The organism is Streptomyces sp. NPDC085524 (genome assembly GCF_044541755.1).
In the GTDB taxonomy this organism is placed as follows: domain Bacteria; phylum Actinomycetota; class Actinomycetes; order Streptomycetales; family Streptomycetaceae; genus Streptomyces.
On sequence record NZ_JBITTH010000008.1, the window covers coordinates 103130 to 120954 of the forward strand.

The following is a 17825-nucleotide window of genomic DNA, read 5'->3' on the forward strand; positions in this document are numbered from 1 at the left end:
TCTGCGGCGACTTGCAGATAGTCGTCGTTATAGGCCCGCGGGGGAAGGGGGAAATACATGTCCAGGCGGGGTACTGAGGGGTGCTTTATGACAGTCACAGCTGGCTAACTCCTATTGGACGTTGTCCGGTGCGCTCAGCGGGGTCGGGGTCGGCTCAGGCTGCCGGTACGGGCTGGTGACGGCAGGAGCGTGCTGTCCGCGACGGGGGCATGCGTCATAGAGCGCATGGCCCGGGGTGTCACGGGGCGTGGAGGGTGAGTGCCAGGGCGCGAAGTGCGTAGATGGTGGGAAGGGCCTTGATGTCGATGACGAGGGGTCGGGGCGAGTAGGTGTCGGGAGGCGCGTGGAATCCGCCATCGCGTCGCTGGGTGCGGCACAGGTAGTGGGCGGCGCGGGCTGTGGCCTGGGTGGCGGGTCGGACGATGGTGAGGGTGGTGAGGGCGTATGCGGTGCTGGTGGGGTCGCTGGAGTGGTGGGGTTGCTGGCCCCAGCCTCCGTCTTCGTGCTGCCGGGTGAGCAGGTACCGGGTGCTCTTGTCGATCGCGCGGCGTGCCGCTTCCTGTGCCGACAGGCTGAGGCAGCCTTGGGCTAGGGCGGTGTGGAGACCGTGGCAGGTACGGAGAATGACATTGGCGTCGCTGGCGCTCCAGTTCAGGGCGTAGCTGCCGTCAGGCTCTTGCTGTGAGGCGACGAACCGAGCGGCTCGGTCAATGTGGGAGGCGTAACGGTGCGGGTCGTGAGCGGCCCAGATGGTAAGAGCCTGACCAGTGTGGGATGCCTCTGAGGCGCCGCCTTGGGCGTAGTTGTTCAGTCCTCCGTCGGGGTTTTGCATATCGCACAGGTAGTCGCAGCCCCGGCGCAGGCTGTCGGCGTAGCGGGCGGGCTCGGTCAGGTGCAGGGCTTCCAGGACGAAGAAGGTGGTCTCGACGTCGGTCTGTGCGGCCTGTGGGGTGAAGGTCCAGGAACCAGCGGGCTGCTGCAGGTCGACCAGCCGGTCCGCAAGGTGCCGCTGGAGCAGAGGATCCGATGCGGCCGCGGCCAGGGCGGCTGCGGCCATCCCGGTGAGGGTGGTGTCCATGTCTGGGGTCAGGCTCAGTCCCCCGTCGGACCGCTGGATGGCAGGTAATGCGGCCAGTCCCCGGCGGACTGTGTCGTGTTGCCCGGGAAGGTGGTCCAGAGCTGTCAGCACCAGGAGATGGGACAGGGTATTGGCTTGCCAGATGGTCCCGTCGCGCTGGGTGGCGGCCAGGCACTCCAGGTCCTTGTCGGTGATCTCCTCTTGGCGACCCAGGGCATGGGCCAGGATCACTTTGCAGGCGGTCATTTCGGCCTGCTTCCAGAGCTGCAGCCCTGTGGTGTCAAACAGGTCGCGTGACGGCCACGTCACTGCCTCAAGGGCTCCCAGAGCGTGCAGGACTGCCTGGACGAGGAGACGCTTGCGCCCTGCGGTGAAGTGCCGGAAGTGGCTGATGATCTGATCGGCGGGATCAGAGGTGGGCACGGCGTGGTGGTGCAGGGCAGCAGAAGCGAGAAGCTTGTCGACTGTGCCAGCGTAAGTGTCCCGGTGCACCGTTTCCAGGAAGGCCTGGAGTTTGGTGTGCATGTCTGGGAGCACACGTTGGCGTTCCAGCAGCCGGAAGGCCAGCGCCGATTCCAGGGCACGGCTTTCGCAGGGAGCATTCAGCATGCCGTCAGTACCGACCTGGGCGGCCAGGTGGCGGGCCGCTCGCTGTACGGCGGCGTGGACGAGGGGCGCGGTCGTCAGCGGAAGTGCCGTCACGGATGTTTTCCCTTCCGCCGCGCGGCCCGCTGCTGCGTCATGCAGTCCTCCGGGTTTGCGGCGTGGATGAGGGCCAGGGTGGGGCTGCGGGGGAACAGGCTGCAGGTGGTGAGGGCCTAGTCGGCCACATCGGCGCCACCCGTCCGACCGGTCATGTGCCCTCCTGCCGGGCTGTGCGGTGGGCGGCGGTCATGAGTCCCGCACGGTGGCGGCCTGGGCGATGTCATGCAGGACCGCGACGACGGCGGGCGGGAGACTGGCCTGCTCAAGGGCTTGTCGCGCCTGCTCCACGTGCGCCCGGATCAGCTGCTCCACCGCATGGCGGGCGCCGGTGGTCTCCACGACGCCGCGTATCCGGTCGGCGCCCGTTTCATCGAGATCCGGACGGGCCAGTAGGCTCTGCAGCACGCCCAGCTGCTCGGCGTCGGCGCGCTGACGGGTGAGGGCCATCAGGACGGTGTGTTTGCCCTCGCGCAGGTCATCGACAGTGGATTTGCCCGTCTGGGCCGGGTCGCCGAAGACGCCGAGCAGGTCGTCCCGGAGCTGAAACGCCTCACCGAGCGGGAGGGCGTACGCGCTCAGTGCACGGCACAGATCAGCGTCCGCGCCGGCCAGGAACGCACCGATGTGCAGGGGGCGTTCGATCGTGTACTTGGCCGTCTTGTAGCGGGCGATCGCCAGTGCCGACTCGGTGTCCGCAAGGGAGCATCCGGCAGAGACCAGGTCAAGGTACTGGCCGTACATCAGCTCCGTACGCATGGCATCAACGTGCCGCAGGACGCCTACCAGTTGCGCGTCCGATAATCCCGCGGTGTGCATGAGTTCGTCGGACCAGGCCAGCGCCAGATCCCCGACCAGGACCGCGAGGCCGACGCCGAGGAGGGACGCATTACTCGCGCCTCCTCTGACAGTGTGGCGCAACGTCAGATCACGGTGGAGGGACGGTTGCCCGCGCCGGGTGGCGGAGTTGTCCATGACGTCGTCGTGAATGAGGGCGAAGGCATGCAGCATCTCCAGCGAGGCTGCCACCCGCACAACAGCGGAGTCGTAACAGCCGCCGCCCGCGGCGTGCCATCCGATCGCGCAGAATAGGGGGCGCAGGCGCTTGCCCCCCGTGAAGAGGAAGCTGTGCAGGATCTGGGGAGCTTCTTCAGGCAGGCGGTCGGCCATGGCGGCAGAAATCTTGTGCTGCAGGAAGTCGTCTAGAACGTCTTCGACCTGTCTTCGGATGGTGGCCAAGTCGATCGCCTGTGCCACGACACCATCACCAGTCACCACTGTGCCTCCGCATCGGCCACGCTGGTCGGCGCCAACAGCGATGCGCCACGCGCTGATCATTTCCACAGCCCGTAGTCGCCACAATGAGATTTTCGGCTGGTGAAATGGCTCATTCGAGGCACACAGCGCACTGAGGAGGCAGTACACCCACCGGCGCGCCCGGCTCCTGTCCGTCAGGTGCGGGGGCGCGGTCTTTGCAGCCCCTTCAGTGAAGAACGGTGACGCGGCCATTTGAGCACGCGAGTTCGTCGCGGAGCTGGGCGTTGTCGTGGTGGAGTGCGGCGATGGCGGTGGCCGCCGCATTGAGGCGTCGCTGCAGAACGGTGCATTCGCGGGCCCTTTCGGTGAGTTGCCGGCGCAGCTTTGCGATCTCCTCATCGCGGCGGGCCTCGCCGGGCGTCGCTGTCCCGTTCTGTGTGAGGTGGGTGTCCCATTCGTTGAGGATGGTTGTGGCCCGGTTCATCGTGGCCCGGCTGACCTGGGCCTCCCTCCAGAGGTTTTCCTTGGTGAGCCGTCCGTCGGTGTGCTGGGCACGGCCCTCGAAGAGCCGCCGCATCGCCATTCGCAGTGCGTCGGCGGTCCTTGCGGAGACGCCGTCCTCGGTGATGGCGCGGCTGGTGGGGGTCACGGTGTCTCCTCGTGGGCCATGGCGAGAACGTCCTCGGCCCGCAGTAGCTCGCGGGCGATCAGGTCCCTTCGCCCGGCCGGCAGGTTGGGGTCCGCCATCAGCTTGAGCTGGATCCGCCGGTGCGAGTCGTAGACCGGGATGTGCTCGGGGCCGATGAGGCTGTTGTGGCACCGGTCAGGTCGGCACCGGCTATCCAACGGGCCGGTGTGGCCCTCGGGGACGGTCGCATTCTCCAGGCAGAGAGCTCCGGCCGGGTTCGCCTCGTCGAACAGGCAGTGGTTCAAGGTGCCGAAGCGGATCGTGATCCGCGTCTTGCGCAGGAGGCTCTCGGCGATGCGTGCATCGCCCGAACGGGCTGCGACGGTGGACTGGATCTGGTCGAAGACGTCCTTGAGCCGGTCGGCTCCAGGACCGTAGCCAACGGGCTTGCCGCCCACGTGGTCGGTGTACAGGTCCTTGATCCGCCGGAAGCGGGCGGCGTCGACGGCGGACTGGAGCTCGCTGGCCCAGGCGGTGTCGGAGGCTGCGTAGCCGCGGGTTGAGCGGTTGGCTAATGCGCGGGTGGCGATGTGCTTGAGCTGGATGCCCAGGGCGATTTCGGAGCCGGGGAACTGGTCGGTCAGCATGGCCATGGTGCGGCGGAACATGTGCGGCCGGGCATCACCGCTGGGGATTTCCTCCAGGCCAGACGATCCCCGGCCTGCGTTGGCAAATTCGGTGAACTGTTTGACCGCGGCCGTTCCGTGGATGGCGACGCTGGACTCTGGGCGGCCGAGCGGTGCGAAGACCCGCTCGGCGTGGACGGAGACCGCTTCGGCGACTGCGATGGCCTCCGCTGCGGGCTCGGTGATCCACCAGTGCTTGCGTGGCAGGCCCGCGTGGTCCTTTTGCAGGGTCGAGGCGATGGCCGGCGCGTTGTAGTGCTCGACTACGCTGCCGCGGACGATCGCCTGGATCTCGGAGTCCCGCATCATCGACAGTGCCGCGACCAGGATGTATGCGGCGTTGCGGATGGTGAGGTGGAGGGTGAACAGGTCCTCGGGGCCGATACCCGGATGCCAGGGTCCTGTGCTTCCGTCCGGGCGGGTGACCTTAGCGAGGTCCGGGACGAGACCCTGACGGGTGAAGCGCCCCTCGGCGACGGCCTGCAGTGCGGTGCGCCGGAACCGGGAGTCGGCGAGGGTGTAGTCGGGCCGGCCCTTCAGGCCGACTGACAGGTCCAGCAGGCGCCAGTGGATGCGGGGGCTGCCGTCCTTGTGCGTCCGGCCCGGGTAGACGGGGATCCTGTTCGCCAGGTCGTCGAACCAGGCGCCGATCTCGGCCTCCCGCCCAAGCGGTGTCCGCGCCGCCGCGTTGCGCAGGGCCTGACAGCGCTGGGTAGCCCGCAGGATGTCGGGGGCGAAGGCGTGGACGTAGGCCCAGGCGGCACGGACCAGGGGGAACCAGACGTCGGGCTTGACGGCCTCTGTGGAGAGTTCGCTCCTACCGGCGCAGCCGGCGACGTGCCGCGCGCTGCATCCTTCCCAGGGATCCCCGGCCGGCCAGCCCCAGGTGAGCGCCGGGCTGAGGAACGCCATCTTCTTGAGGAAGACGACGACCGACCTGACCGTTCCCGCGGCACAGGTCTTGCGCAGGTCGCGGATCCGCCGCCTTACGTCCTCATGACTCCACTCGGCCGGCCGGGCGGGCAGTCCCGCCCCACGCGCCCAGGAGGCGATCTGCCGAAGACGGCAGGCTTCCTGGATCAGGCTCTGGAGGTTGGCGTAGCTGTCGCCGAGGTGTACTCCGGCGTCGTGGAGGGCCCCGTGGTTCGGGTTGGCCAGGGCCATGATGACCTCGCGGGCCATCAGGTTCCAGGCGCCTTCGGCCAGCTCCCCGGTGAAGGGGAGCTTCCACTGGCAGCGGCTGCGGTTGGCAGGGCGCCGCACGACGTCGTTGAAATCCCATACGGCGATGTCACCGAAGCGCGGTACGGCAACCGTGCCGGTCCTGGCGGCCGGCAGCAGCGGATGGCTCTGCAGGACCGGCTCGTCTTGACGGAACAACGGGCGGCTGCCGGGTGCGGGCTGGCTGAGGATCACCGGTCGAACTCCGTGTACGCGGTCAGGGGAAGGTCGAGCCGGGCCTGGCCGTCGGCAATGTGCCGACGGGCCAGGGCCAGCTCTTCGGGCGAGCGGTCGGCGAGGACGGCCAGCAGATTGGTCCAGCTCTGACCCCACTGCGCGGTGAACGCCGCAGGCGGCAGACGCCGTTTCACCCGCTCGAGGTGCTCCTGGAACAGCAGGAGCTGGGGCAGGTTGCCCGGCAGGATCCAGGCATTGGAGCATTCCAGGCAGCGCAGCGGCGCGACCACGCAGAGTTCACCCGGCGGGCTGAACGGCGACTGGCGCGGATCCCGGCAATGGGACAGACCCATGTCCAACTGCCCGCTGATGATGCCCTCGACCTGAATCGACTCCAGGCCCAGAGCCTGCAAGGCAGTGCTGTCCGCGATGCCCGCGACGTCCGGGGCGATCACCGTCGGCCCCTCGACGGCCTTGCGGAACCAGTGGTCCTGGGCAGCAGTAATAACCTCACCGGAGATGATCCGCAGCGTCGTCCCCTGCGCGTAGTGGCCGGCGAACGTCTCCTCCAGATGGTCGTCGGCCGCCACGCCGACCCGACCCCGGGCCACGATCGCCTTCTCCACCTTGACGCTCTTGCGCAGCCTCCCGATGTGAACATCGCCGGAGACACTAACGCCCCTGGTCTTGAGCCAGCTGGCGAACGTCGCCGTGGGAACAGCGACGTTCCAGCGGTCGAACACGAGCCGCTCACCGGGACGGACCACCGCCCGGACGAACAGCGTGTCCTGAACCTGCGGGATCTGCTCGCGGACCTTCGAGGTCACCTCCAGCAACCTGCGGACGATCACGCTCACCTCGCGCCGCGGCCCATCCGTCAGCTCGTGATCGACCGGCCCTTCCACCACCGCCTCCTGAGGGACACAGTCGCGAAAAGCCCGGTGGCGCACGCGGCCCGCCCGCTTCTTGACCAGGGTCAGCCGCACCCCGCGCGGCAAAAACTCAACATCCCGCTCCCCGAACCCGGTCACCTCCTCCGAGGTGTGGCCGGTGGCGTCCATCAGCAGGACACGAAAGGCATGCAGGTCAAGACTGGTCGGATACAACTGGGCAACCAGATGCCGGACCAGCTCCTGCTTGACGGCGCGCGTCAGAGCCGACCCGTCCGGCCGGGCCACCAGCTCGCGCAACTCGCCCGGCCAGCAGGCCGGAGAGGGGAGAGCGGCGGCGATGGTCTTGGGCTCGATCTCCCGCCGGGACAGGCCCCACAGCAGATCCCGCAGGCTCAGCCAGCTCCCCGACTCAGGGTGCCGGCCCTGGTCCGCCAGCCGCCACCCGATGGCCAGCCGCCTCTCCAGCTCACCGACCGCGACCCAGGCGGCCCGCACCAGCGCCTGCTTGTCCTTGCGCGAGAACTCGTCCCGCTCGCTGTTTTCGCCCCAGGCCACCAGCAGCGGCCCCCTCACCATCCGGACCAGGGCCGGGTCACAGGCACGGTTCGGGTGGTCGTCGCGGCGGATGACCAAGGCCCTCAGGGACGAGGCCAGGTAGGCCGGCCACATCGAGCCTGTCCGATACGTGGCGGACAGCCCGCGCTCCCACTTCGCCAGCAGCCGACTCGTCCGGGCACTCTCCAGGCCCACCTCCGTCTCCGTGCCGCTGCCCTCCAAGGCGGCATCGACCGCCGTGCAGAACCGGTCGACGGCCCGACGGTAGGCACTAGAAGGCCCTGCGGTGACCTCGGTTGCCTCCACGTACTCCACCCACTCGTCGGCAAGTTGAGCTGCCAGCCGCGAGCACCGGTAGAGGCCGGGATCGAACCTCTGGACTACAGTTCGCCCCGGCGACTTCACGCACACCACCGTGCGGACCCCGATACGCTTCACCGGCCGGGCACTTTCGCCGTACGCGCCGTCGAGGCCATCCTCGTAGTCCCTGCGGCGCGGCATCACCTCACGCTCCGCCGGGCCACCGGTTCCAGGCCGAAGGCGTGCTCGGCGATCTGCGCGTACGTCGTGCCCTCCGCAGCGCCGATCCAACCGGAGAACGCCTCCTCGAACTCGTTCACCAGATCGTCGGTGTACTGGAGGTAGGCATATGTGGTCTCTGGGCTGGCGTGGCCGAGTCTGCGGCTGACGATCAGCAGCGGGTTGTGCCGCAGGTGCCCCGACAGGTACCGGTCATGACGTCGCCTACGGGCGACCTGGTCTGGCTCCTCGCCGTCCATCAACCGCTCCAGGTACGAAAGCAATTGCAGCGCGTAGGTGTGGCGAAGGTCGTGCCAGCGCCATCGCTTCTCCGGCAGCAGCGGCGTTGACGCGCCCGCGAGCGCGGTCATCCGGCGCCAGGCCGCATGCCGGTACCGTTTCCAGGAATCGGCCCCCGGCATCAGCCCGCTCCGGCAGACGAACACCGCCAGAGCTTCCAGCCCGAACTCACCCTCATGAACCGTGATCCGCCGCAGCCCAGCCGGCATGGCCGCCATGTCGAACTCGCGGCGCACCCCGTCCAGCACCCCGCGCACACGCCCGCTCCCGTGATCGACACCGGAGACGACGAACAGATCCCCACACCGTCGCCCCAGGCTGGCGGCCGCACCGGCCGTCAGCTCCGGCCGCTCCAGCAACACGTAGGTCTCCACCGCCCCCACCGCGTCCTCGGGCACGTACACACTGCGGGGCTTCCCGTACTTCGCGCACGCCTGCAACGTGAACTCCGCGGCCAGTCCGGGAGGACGCTGACCGATCCCGAGCTCGGGGAGCAGCACCGTCGCCCACTCCTGCCAGCGCATCCCCGAGCCCAGAGCCAGATCCGCGCCCGCACGATTGCGGTGCGGCGCCCACCCCCGGAACGTCCGGTCGACCCGGGAGTCAGGAAGCTGTCCACCCAGACCGACATCACGGAAGTACCGATACTGATCAAGGGTGAGGTGGCGGATGTCCATCCCCCGTCGCACACGGGGCGCCAGCGGATTACGGCCGCGAGCAGCCACCCGAACCGGCCGGCGTTGGAGGTACCCCCGCTCAACCGCGTACCGGAAGAATTGATCCAGCAGCCCGGACTCCTTACCCCAGGCAGAGGGCCCGATCGGCCGCTCCTGCAACTGGGTTCGCAACCTCTTGAACGCCACCAGATCCGCCTCGCTGGCCGCCAGCACATCTCGCCCTTGGGCCTCCTGATGCGAGGCGAAGCGGGCCATGATCCGCCCGTAGTCCCTCAGCGTGGAGACAGCCAGATCTGCATGCGACATGTTCCGGCCCCACGAACATAGGGGCTCGACCGGCATCATCGTCTCCTCGTCAAGGAAGACCGGCGTGCCGTCCGAGACCGACCGATGCTTCAGCATCCGGGCCACCGCGTCGCCGGACACCACCGGACTGTCCAGCCAGTGCTTGGCTGACTTCGAGTCCACCGAAAACAACAGCATCTTCATCTCCCTGGCGACGGTGCGGGAGACGAGAGATACCAGCGGTCGACAATGCTTCCGAGCCAGCTTCATCAGGCCGAGCGACACCTCGTGAGACAGATCTGAACCGTCCCAAGAAAAGATGGATGGTCAACCGACCGGTTGCGATGTCGTCGTGGATGCGCTGGGCGTCGGCGCTGACCTGCCGTATCTCTTCGGGGGGTGCACCACGGCATGGGGTAGTCGGCCCAGGTCCACTCGGTGTTGATCTCCTCCTGGAGTGCTGGGGCGATGTCCACGGTGAAGCCGTATCGGGCTAGCTCGTTGGCTGCCTGGTCGGCGTAGTAGGGCTCCTCCCGGTCAACTCGGGCGAGGACCATCGGGTCCGGGCCGGTGCTGCGGAAGCCGAGGTCGTGAAGGTGGGAGCGGGCGGCGTCGCTAGTGGGGCCGGAGGTCGTGGCGAGAACGCCAGGATGGTGGTCGGGATGAAGGGTGAAGCTGACGTGGGTGTCGGCGGGGACGTACGGCATGCGGAACCTTCTGTGTGGAGCGGAAGCGGTAGGAGGCCAGCGAATGCGAGAGAGCCTCATCGGGTGGGCCGAGCCGGGTGGCGCGCTGCTGGGCCGGCCCGCGCGGCCGGTTGCCGGAGCACTGGGGTCTGGACGGGCGCGGGAGCAACGGCGCGTGCTCCTGACCCCGGGTCTCCGACGGCCTGGTGCCAGCGAGCCCGGACGGAAGACAGCGCGGCGAGGGCCCGGCGGCTGCCGGTGGCCAGCTGGTGGACGGTGGTGGCTTCGTCCGCAGTGAGGGTTTCGATCCGGGCGGCGACATCCTCGGCTTGGCGGAGGAGGGCGCGCTGGAGGATCTTTTGCCCCCAATGCTCGGGTGCCCCTGCAGGATGGGAGACCACGTCGAGGACATCGGCGGGACCAAACCCGTCGTGAAGAAGGCCGCGCTGCTGTGCCTCCCACAGCACGGTGATCGGGTCCACCGGTGCACCACGGCGGGCCAGGCCGGTGAGACAGGCGAAGAGGGCGGCGTGCATCGGAGTGGTGAGGTCGGTCTCGTGCAGCCACCGCATCCGCGGCAGGTCCTCGGGGTGGGCGGTGGCCGCGGCCAGCAGCATTCGCTCCTCGTCCGCCGCCTCGACCGATGCCTGGACCGCTGTTGTGGGCGCGGCCGGGGTCCGGGGTATCGAGCCGGGGTGGGAGGGGAAGGCGGTTGCCAGCTCGTCGAGGTAGACCGCGAGCTGGTCGGCCCGGGTGAGAACCGTCCGGGCCGGATCGGGCCCCGGGGCGCGGGCGGCCTGGGCGAGGAGACCGGCATGCCGCCGCAGAGCGCGGCGGGCGTGCCCGGAACGGACCATCTGCGCGTAAGCAGGGGCGTGGTCGTCGGTGGGGCAGACGCTGATGAGAGTGTGCAGGTAGGAGGCCGTCAGGGCTCGGGCCTGGGGCTGAGCCGCGTCGAGGAGCTGGTTCGGCCACACCGGGCTGCTGCGGTGGACCTCGGGCGCGGGCGGGGACACCGTGCGCATCGCCGCGAACAGGGCGCTGTGCGCGGTGTTGGCGAAGTGCTCAGGTTCGAGCGGCCCGATGGTCTTGAGTCGCTCGGGAACCAGGAGCAGGGCCCCGAGCAGGGCCTGTTCGGCGTAGTGGACCACCGGCGGCGGCGCCGGGTACTGCAGGAGATCCTCGTCGGCCTCGGTACGAGTGGCGTCGGACATCATGCCGCCAGGACGAAGTCGTCGTGGCTGAGCGTGCGTTCGATGTGCGGTGCGATCAAGTGGGCGGCGAACAACGGGGGAACGGCGTTTCCGATCTGGGAGAAGCGCTGGCCCTTGTTGCCTTGCCAGGGGTAGGCGGGAGGGAAGGACTGCAGGATCCCGGCTTCCTCGGCGGTGATACGGATGGCTGGCGGTGCTGTCTCCGCGGGGCCCGTAGTGGTCCAGACGCATTCGTTGGCCCGGTTGCCGAAGAACAGGGTGGCGGCCGGTTCGGTCACGGACCGGATGGCCGCGTTCGCCTGGCTGTTGCTGCGCAGGACCCAGGCACGTCCGCCACCGCACCGCGGCGTCCGCGGAGGGCTTTCCGTGCAGATGTACGGAGGTTCGACTTTGGGGTTCCCGGGACGGAGCGGGGGGTTCTTCCACGCGCCGCGGTCGCGGGCGTCGGAGAGGGTCTTGCGGGAGCCGGAGGGGAAAGGCTCCGGTCCGCCCCCAGGGCCGCCGCCGGCGCACACGGTGGGTACGGGCCCGTCGGTGCGGCCCCAGCCCAGGGCTTCGGCCATGGACACCCACGTCCGGCGGCCGGGCCCGAAGAAGGTCTCCGGCTCGCTGAACTTGGCATGCGTAGGCTCGGGCGGGGCCGCCGTACGGGTACGGGAGGCGATCAGGATCGCTCGCCGCCGCGTCTGCGGCACCCCGTAGTCAGCGGCGTTGAGGATGCCGCTCCAGGTGGAGAACCCCCAGGAGCGGAGCACGGCGGCGTACTGCTTCCACAATGGGGCGACGTCAGGGACCTCCTCCATCAGTACCCATTCCGGCTCGCCGGCCTGGTGCAGGGCCTGGAGGTAGCGCATCGGCTCGGCGGCCAGCAGCGACCGCTGGTCCTGGCAGGCGGTGAGTAGCTGTTCGCGGGTGTCCCGGCCGGCAGCCAGGTCCGCCACGGCCTGGTGGACGAGCGGCTGGTCGATCAGGCCGAGGCGTTTGCCGGCCATGCTCCACGCCTGGCAGGGCGGGCTCGCTATCAGGCCGCGGGTCCGGCCCACGAAGGGCCGAACAGGGTAGAGGGCGACGTCGGTACGGATGGTGGTCTGGGCGGCTGCCGCGCGGGTCTTGCAGGCCCATTCGTCCCATTCCAGGCCGACGTCGCGTACGCCCAGGACGTGCAGGGCGTGCCCCCAGCCGCCCGGTCCGGCGAAGAGGTCCACGATGAGGTCGTTCATACGGCCAGCCCGAAGTCTTCGCGTCCCGGCTCGGCCGCGTGTGTGGGCTCGACTTTGGCGATGGCCCGGGCGGTGATGGCTTCGGAGGCGGCCTTGGAAGAGGCGGCCAGCTCTCCGGCGCCGCGTTCGAGGTACCAGGGGCGAAGGTCGAGCATGGCGGCACGCAGGCCGGTCGCGAAGAGGAGGGCTGTGCCCTTGGGCAGGGCACGGATTCGGTCTGCGGGCAGGATCCGCTCCTGCCGCATGCTGATCGAGGTGGACTTGCCCGACTCCGAGATGGAGGTGGACTTGGTCTCCACGTCGTGATCGCCGATCAGCCGGGACAGCTTGTCCGCGAAGTCCGGGTCGTCAATGCCGGACCCGATGACCTTGATGGTGGCCGCCGACCACATGGCGTCCATACCCGCGTCGCCCCACACCTTCTGGCCCTGCCTGTAGGACTGCAAGATCGTTATCGGGATGATTCCGCGCGAGCCCAGGTGCGAGTACAGGTCCGGGAGGTCGCTGATTTTGCACACGTTTGCGGCCTCGTCGAGGATCGCGAGCATGGGCGGGTCGAGACGTCCGCCGGTACGTTCGGCTCGCGCGGTCGCGGCCCGCATCACCGAGTCCGCGCACGCCGCGATCAGCGCAGAGGCTCCGCCGCCGCCGTCCTTGGAGAGAAGGAACAGGGTGTCGGTGGAGGCCACGAATTCGTCCGGGCGGAACTCCGGTACGTCCTTCTGTGGGGTCACCCAGGCGGCGATGTCGGTGCTGAGCAGGGCGGACGCGTACTGTCTCGCGGTCTCATAGATGCCGTCTCGGGTTTCCGGCGGGCCCTCGACGGTGCCCTTCAACTGGGCTGCGACGGAGGTGAATCCGTGGTCGCGCAAGATGTCGAGCGGTCGCCGGTCGGCGGGGAATGCCAGCCACTGCATCACGTCCGTGATCGGGCGGTTGTCGAGGGCTGCGGCCAGGAACAGCTGCGACAGAATGTTGGATCCGGCTTTGGACCAGAAGTCGCCCTGTTGGGAGGCGTCCACGGACGCGGCGAGGAAGTGGCCGGCGAGCCGGTTCGCTCCCTCCAGGTACTTGGCGTCCGCAAGGGGGTTCCACCACATGGTGCGGGGTGCGTGGGCGATCTGCTGGGGGTCCATCGACCACACCCGCCCCACTCGGCTGCGGGCGTCGAAGCAGGTCGTATAGGCGTCGCCGGCGGCCTTGTTGCTGGTCAGGAGTACGGCGCCGGGCGCGGCCAGGATGGAGGGGATCGCCAGCGAGGTGGTCTTCCCGGAGCGCGGTGCCATGATCGCCACCGCGACGTCCTCGTACCCCATCCGGATCTCGGTCCGGGTGCCCTGCAGGTTGCCCAGGAGGATTCCGGTGTCCGAGGCCGCGATGCGGTCGGCGTCCATCAGGCTGGGGCGCAGGCTGCGGGCCTTTGCGGTGATCGCCTTGGCCAGGAGGGGCTCGATGTCTCTGGCCTTGGCGGTGCCCTGGACCCGGCGCTTGCTCTTCCCGCCGAAGGCGCCCTTGTGGCGGCTCCACCACACGCCGCCGACGGCGGCAAGGGCGATCAGGGCGAGCACGGGAAGGACACGGGCACCGAGGAGCAGGGACGTTTCTCCCAGGCCGGGCCAGAGCCGGTCGGGACGGATGAGGGCGTCGGCGGGCCGGTAGCCGGCCCAGGGTTGCCCGGTGAGCAGGGCGGTGAGGTTCCCGCCGAGCCAGGCGAGATGGGAGAGGGGGATGGCGACGGCGAAGACCCCGAGGAGGACCTTGAAGGCTATGTCGTAGCCGTCGGAGGAGGAGCTGGACTGGGACAAGGACGCGCTGTTCCGTGAAGGGGGCGGGGGACGAAAGGGGGGTCAGCGGGTGCGGCGGGGCAGCGACCCGCCGGGCAGCTGCGGCGGCAGCGGCGTGCCAGTGCGGTGGGCGGCGAGGCGGTCGACCCGGTCCCACAGGGCGTACTCGGCCTGATGGGCGGGAACGCGTTCGCGGGCGATGCGGACGCGGTAGCGCAGGAAGGGGACCATCGCCTTCTCGTCACGCAGCAGCGGCTCGGTGGAGACCATGCCGGAGAGGACGGCGGCGGCCAGGTGGGGCGGGGTGTGGTCGGAGAAGTACGCCCGCCAGGCCGTACGGGAGGTCGGTTCGGACGCCCGAGGGCCGTCGTGGGCCGTGACCTCGATGTGCAGCGCGCCGAGCAGGTGCCGGGAGACGGTGACGCATCCGTCCGGGGAGGAGATCTGGTGGTCCAGGACGGAGTGCTTCCACCCGGCGTGCTCCAGGACCTGCATCGGATCGACGGGGCTGTCGGCCGCGTTGGTCGTGAGGGCGTCGCTGGCCGCGGCGACGATTTCGGCCGGGGTCCGGGCGCCGAAGCGCATGGTCCACGCCTTCTCGGTGCTGGTCCCGGTGTGGTGCAGGGTCCACCAGTGCTCGTCCGGGTCCGGTGACAGCAGCAGTTCGGCCTCGCGGTCGCGGCGGGTGAGCCGTACGACCGGGCTGAGGGGGATGTGGGCCGGCTGCCAGCGGAAAGCCTTCTGCAGCGGGGCGGTCACCCACCGCGGATCCCCGCCGCCGGCCAGGTAGCGCGGAGCGACCTGGGCCAGCACCGCCGGCTTCTCGGCCCCGCTCACCGCTGTGCGCTGTCCGTGACGGCGAGGGCGATGTGGTTCGCGGTGACCGTACGGCGTGCGACGGCGAGTTCGAGGGTGTCGGCGTGGGTGGCGAACAGGCCGACCCGTGCGGAGTCGAGGTCGCCCTCGGGCGGCAGGAGGACCTTGTCGCCTTCCTCGAACAGCCAGGCCGGGCCGTGCACCCAACCGGCGGTCTCGGCGAAGCCGTTGGCGATGGCCCGCTGGGCCAGGGTTCCGGATGCGGGAGCGTAGAGGACGTTGATGGCGACGGCCTGCTGCCGGGTGGGGGTGAGGTCGGGCTCCCAGCCGACGGCGAGGTCGGCGGCGATCCGCGGCAGCGACAGGCCGGTGGCCCGCCAGACCGCCCAGCCGATCCAGTCCCCGCCGATCCGGCCGTTGACCTCGATCACGCGCGGCCCTGTGGGGGTCAGCCGCAGTTCCACGTGCTGGATGCCGTTCGCGGTGCCGGTGGCCTTCACGGCCGCAGCGGCGATGGGCGCGACGGTGGTCAGCAGTGGGTCGCCAGCGGTGAGGGTGTGGCCGGTCTCCTCGAACAGCGGCTCAGCCCCGAGCTCTTTGCGGGTCACCGCCACCGCGGTGGTCATGCCCTGGAACGTGACGCACTCGACGCTGACTTCCTCGCCGGACAGGTACTCCTCGACCAGGACGACCGTGTTGTCTCCGCCGTGGAGCTGGACACCGCGGGTGGCGAAGGCGTACGCGTCGGCGAGGTCTTCCTGGGTCTCGGCCTTGATGACGCCGATGCTGCCGCCGACCGAGGCGGGCTTGACGACGACCGGATAGCCGATGGTGCTCGCCGCGCGCGCGGCCTCCTCCAGGGATGTGGCGGCCAGGGACTGGGCGGACGGTACGCCGTGGCGGGCGAACGCGGCGCGGCTGGCGGCCTTGTCCCGGCAGGTCCGCACCGACTCCACGCTGGTGGTGGCCAGCCCGAGGTGCTCAGCCAGCCGGGCCACCGCGGTCAGGTGGGCCTCGGCCCAGGTCACCACGCCCGCGATCGGCCGGCGGGCGGCGAGCGCCTGCCCGGCGGCGAGGAGAGCGGCCTCGTCGTCGATGTCGCCAACGACCTCGTGGTCGACGACGTAGGGCTCTTCCCAGGTGAGGGGGCTGGTGGTGATGGCGCAGACGTCGTAGGCGTCTGACACCTGGCGCAGACAGTAACCGCGGTAGATGTCGTCACCCGGGGCGACGACCAGGACGAGCGGGCGGTGGGACAAACGAACTCCAAGGCGGAAGGGAAGAGAGGGGATTGGTTCAGCGGAGGGTCGTGTGACCGGCGGTGGCCGGCGGCGCAGGCGGCGGTGGTGTGGCGGCGAGCCGGGGGCCGGCGGTGGCGCGCACGGCGGTGGTGCGGATCTCCAGGACGGCGGGGCCGTGGACGGACCAGCTGTACAGGGCGTTCCACGCCTCCGCGTTGCGGGCGTCGACCGCGGCGTGCCGAGCTTCGGAGCTCGCATGGGGATGGGCCGTAAGGAGCTCTCGGTACTCCGTCCCTGTGGCTTCGATCCGGTCGAGCGCATCGCGCAGTTGGCCCAGTTGCCAGGCCCATCGCTGCTGAACGGAGGAGACGGGGACCCGGCCGAGATCGGCCTCGGCGGAGTCGAGGAGGACGCCGGCCTCCTCGCGGAGGGGGCTGAACGCTGCCCACACCGCACGGTCCCGCTCGGCCTTGCGGCCGTCGTAGGCTTCCGGGTCGTACGGCCAGCCGTCGAGGTCGGTGTGCTCGTCGGAGTAGAGGTCCCAGCTGTCGAGCGCCGTATCCGCCGCGCGCAGGAAGGCGGCAAGACGGCCGGCTATCTCCCGCTGGCCGGGGACGGCGGCGCTGCCGGAGGGGTCGGGCTGGGGCACGGGCGGGCCTTTTCGAGGGTTCAGGGGCGGGACGCGCGGGATGCGCGGGAGGGCGCCGGGCTTGCCGGGGCGGCGGCCGGTGCCGGCAGGCGGGTGGTGAGGCGGGTGCGGCGCTGGGTGCGGGCCCGGGCCCGGGCGGAGTCGATGCGGGAGAAGTGGGCTTCCACCGCCTGCTCCGGGGTGAGCGGACTGTTCTCCTGCCGGGCTGCGTAGTGGTCGAGGTCGTGCATGCCGCGCAGGACGGGGGCGGTGGAGACGAGCTGCTCGGCCAGGCCGGCCATGAGGTGGTCCGGGACCGGGCCGCTGATCCAGATCTTCCAGATCGGGGTGCCGCTGTGCTCGGGCTGGGCCTCGATGCGCCACGCGAGGTGGTCGGGCGAGTCGTTGAAGATGGGACGCAGTTCGGCCCGGATCGGCAGCCGCGGGTCGGGCGAGAGGGCCTCGCCGGTTCCGTCCGGGTGGAGGCCTACGCTCCAGCCCGCCTTCTGCATGTGCCCCCACGGCCCGGTGTCGCCTCGGCGAGGGCCGTCGAAGAGCCGGTCGGTGAATCCGGCGATGATCTCCGCCGGCACCATCCGGTCGAAGGAGGCGTTCCACGTCCAGTCGACGGAGTGGATCCGCCACCAGGTGCTGGAGGCGAACGGGTCGATCACCATCTGGTGCCGGCCCTCGTCGGGACCGGTCAGGGCGATCCGCGGATCGCCGGGGGCGGAGGTGAGGGTCCACCCAGCGGCGAGCAGGGCGTGGGTGACGTGACGGGGGTCGCCGGGGCCAGCGAGGTGGCGGGGCGTCGTCTCGAAGGGGATCTTCGTGTGGTGGTCGCTGGCGTAGGAGGCCCGCTGGGCGGGGCTTACTGCCACGGGGCCGTCTCGGCGGGGCTCGTACGGACGGGCGCGGTGCGCAGGGGTTCGAGGGTGAGGTCGAGCAGGCGCAGGTCCTGCAGGATGGACGCGGCCTCGATGTATTCGCCCAAGGTCGCCTCGACGGTGTCGGTGCGGGGGACCGTGGTCTCCTGGGCGAGGTAGCGGGCGATGCCCCGAAGGGCTTCACCGAGCCGGACTGCGGTACCGGTGTCCGCGTCGACGAGTGCCGCGATCAAAGAGAGGGCCTCGGTTACGTGCGGGCCCGTCCGCAGGTAGGCGGTCAGGAGGTGCAGGGTGTGCGCGGAGGCACGGATGTCCTCGGCGGTCAGCCGGGTGGTGTGTCCGTCAGTCATCGAAAGCTCCAGGGAAATGAG

General features: G+C 69.8%; 14 protein-coding genes. All 14 read right to left on the minus strand.

Annotation, left to right across the window (positions count from 1 at the left end; all coding sequences use genetic code 11):
* Positions 1–238: 238 nt before the first annotated feature.
* The 14 genes from ACIGFK_RS14360 to ACIGFK_RS14425 all read right to left on the minus strand — a co-directional run bounded on the left by ACIGFK_RS14360 (position 239) and on the right by ACIGFK_RS14425 (position 17804).
* A complete protein-coding gene (locus ACIGFK_RS14360; protein ID WP_400051869.1) occupies positions 239–1780 on the minus strand; it encodes a prenyltransferase/squalene oxidase repeat-containing protein in 1542 nt (513 codons plus the stop codon).
* 189 nt (positions 1781–1969) lie between these two features.
* Complete coding sequence (locus tag ACIGFK_RS14365) at positions 1970–3037, minus strand: polyprenyl synthetase family protein (RefSeq protein ID WP_400051871.1); 1068 nt, start codon at positions 3035–3037, stop codon at positions 1970–1972.
* 226 nt (positions 3038–3263) lie between these two features.
* Entirely contained in the window at positions 3264–3686 is a 423-nt protein-coding gene (locus tag ACIGFK_RS14370) for a hypothetical protein (protein WP_400051872.1), read from the minus strand.
* The gene (locus ACIGFK_RS14375; protein ID WP_400051874.1) at positions 3683–5767 is read right to left on the minus strand and encodes an integrase; all 2085 of its coding nucleotides are present in this window, start codon (positions 5765–5767) and stop codon (positions 3683–3685) included. Before ACIGFK_RS14375 ends, ACIGFK_RS14370 begins: the two co-directional genes overlap by 4 nt.
* The gene (locus ACIGFK_RS14380; RefSeq protein WP_400051876.1) at positions 5764–7698 is read right to left on the minus strand and encodes a hypothetical protein; all 1935 of its coding nucleotides are present in this window, start codon (positions 7696–7698) and stop codon (positions 5764–5766) included. The genes ACIGFK_RS14375 and ACIGFK_RS14380 overlap by 4 nt, the downstream gene beginning before the upstream one ends.
* Entirely contained in the window at positions 7698–9182 is a 1485-nt protein-coding gene (locus ACIGFK_RS14385; RefSeq protein WP_400051878.1) for a hypothetical protein, read from the minus strand. The genes ACIGFK_RS14380 and ACIGFK_RS14385 overlap by 1 nt, the downstream gene beginning before the upstream one ends.
* A 559-nt stretch (positions 9183–9741) precedes the next feature.
* The gene (locus tag ACIGFK_RS14390) at positions 9742–10881 is read right to left on the minus strand and encodes a DnaB-like helicase N-terminal domain-containing protein (protein WP_400051880.1); all 1140 of its coding nucleotides are present in this window, start codon (positions 10879–10881) and stop codon (positions 9742–9744) included.
* A complete protein-coding gene (locus ACIGFK_RS14395) occupies positions 10878–12098 on the minus strand; it encodes a DNA cytosine methyltransferase (protein WP_400051881.1) in 1221 nt (406 codons plus the stop codon). The genes ACIGFK_RS14390 and ACIGFK_RS14395 overlap by 4 nt, the downstream gene beginning before the upstream one ends.
* Entirely contained in the window at positions 12095–13903 is a 1809-nt protein-coding gene (locus tag ACIGFK_RS14400) for a type IV secretory system conjugative DNA transfer family protein (RefSeq protein WP_400051883.1), read from the minus strand. The genes ACIGFK_RS14395 and ACIGFK_RS14400 overlap by 4 nt, the downstream gene beginning before the upstream one ends.
* Positions 13904–13945: 42 nt before the next feature.
* Positions 13946–14719, minus strand: a complete 774-nt coding sequence (locus ACIGFK_RS14405) for a DUF317 domain-containing protein (protein WP_400051885.1) — start codon at positions 14717–14719, stop codon at positions 13946–13948.
* A complete protein-coding gene (locus tag ACIGFK_RS14410) occupies positions 14716–15957 on the minus strand; it encodes an acetyl-CoA carboxylase biotin carboxylase subunit family protein (RefSeq protein ID WP_400051887.1) in 1242 nt (413 codons plus the stop codon). Before ACIGFK_RS14410 ends, ACIGFK_RS14405 begins: the two co-directional genes overlap by 4 nt.
* A 37-nt stretch (positions 15958–15994) precedes the next feature.
* Positions 15995–16588, minus strand: coding sequence for a hypothetical protein (locus ACIGFK_RS14415; RefSeq protein WP_400051889.1), 594 nt, complete (start codon positions 16586–16588; stop codon positions 15995–15997).
* A gap of 20 nt (positions 16589–16608) precedes the next feature.
* Positions 16609–17448, minus strand: a complete 840-nt coding sequence (locus ACIGFK_RS14420) for a DUF317 domain-containing protein (RefSeq protein WP_400051891.1) — start codon at positions 17446–17448, stop codon at positions 16609–16611.
* Complete coding sequence (locus ACIGFK_RS14425) at positions 17439–17804, minus strand: hypothetical protein (RefSeq protein ID WP_250743056.1); 366 nt, start codon at positions 17802–17804, stop codon at positions 17439–17441. Before ACIGFK_RS14425 ends, ACIGFK_RS14420 begins: the two co-directional genes overlap by 10 nt.
* Between the last annotated feature and the right edge of the window lie 21 nt (positions 17805–17825).

Coding starts and splice junctions, on each gene's coding strand:
- ACIGFK_RS14395 (WP_400051881.1), bottom strand. CDS start 12,098: ATGAACGACCTCATCGTGGACCTCTTCGCCGGACCGGGCGGCTGGGGG.
- ACIGFK_RS14385 (WP_400051878.1), bottom strand. CDS start 9,182: ATGAAGATGCTGTTGTTTTCGGTGGACTCGAAGTCAGCCAAGCACTGG.
- ACIGFK_RS14380 (WP_400051876.1), bottom strand. CDS start 7,698: ATGCCGCGCCGCAGGGACTACGAGGATGGCCTCGACGGCGCGTACGGC.
- ACIGFK_RS14390 (WP_400051880.1), bottom strand. CDS start 10,881: ATGATGTCCGACGCCACTCGTACCGAGGCCGACGAGGATCTCCTGCAG.
- ACIGFK_RS14425 (WP_250743056.1), bottom strand. CDS start 17,804: ATGACTGACGGACACACCACCCGGCTGACCGCCGAGGACATCCGTGCC.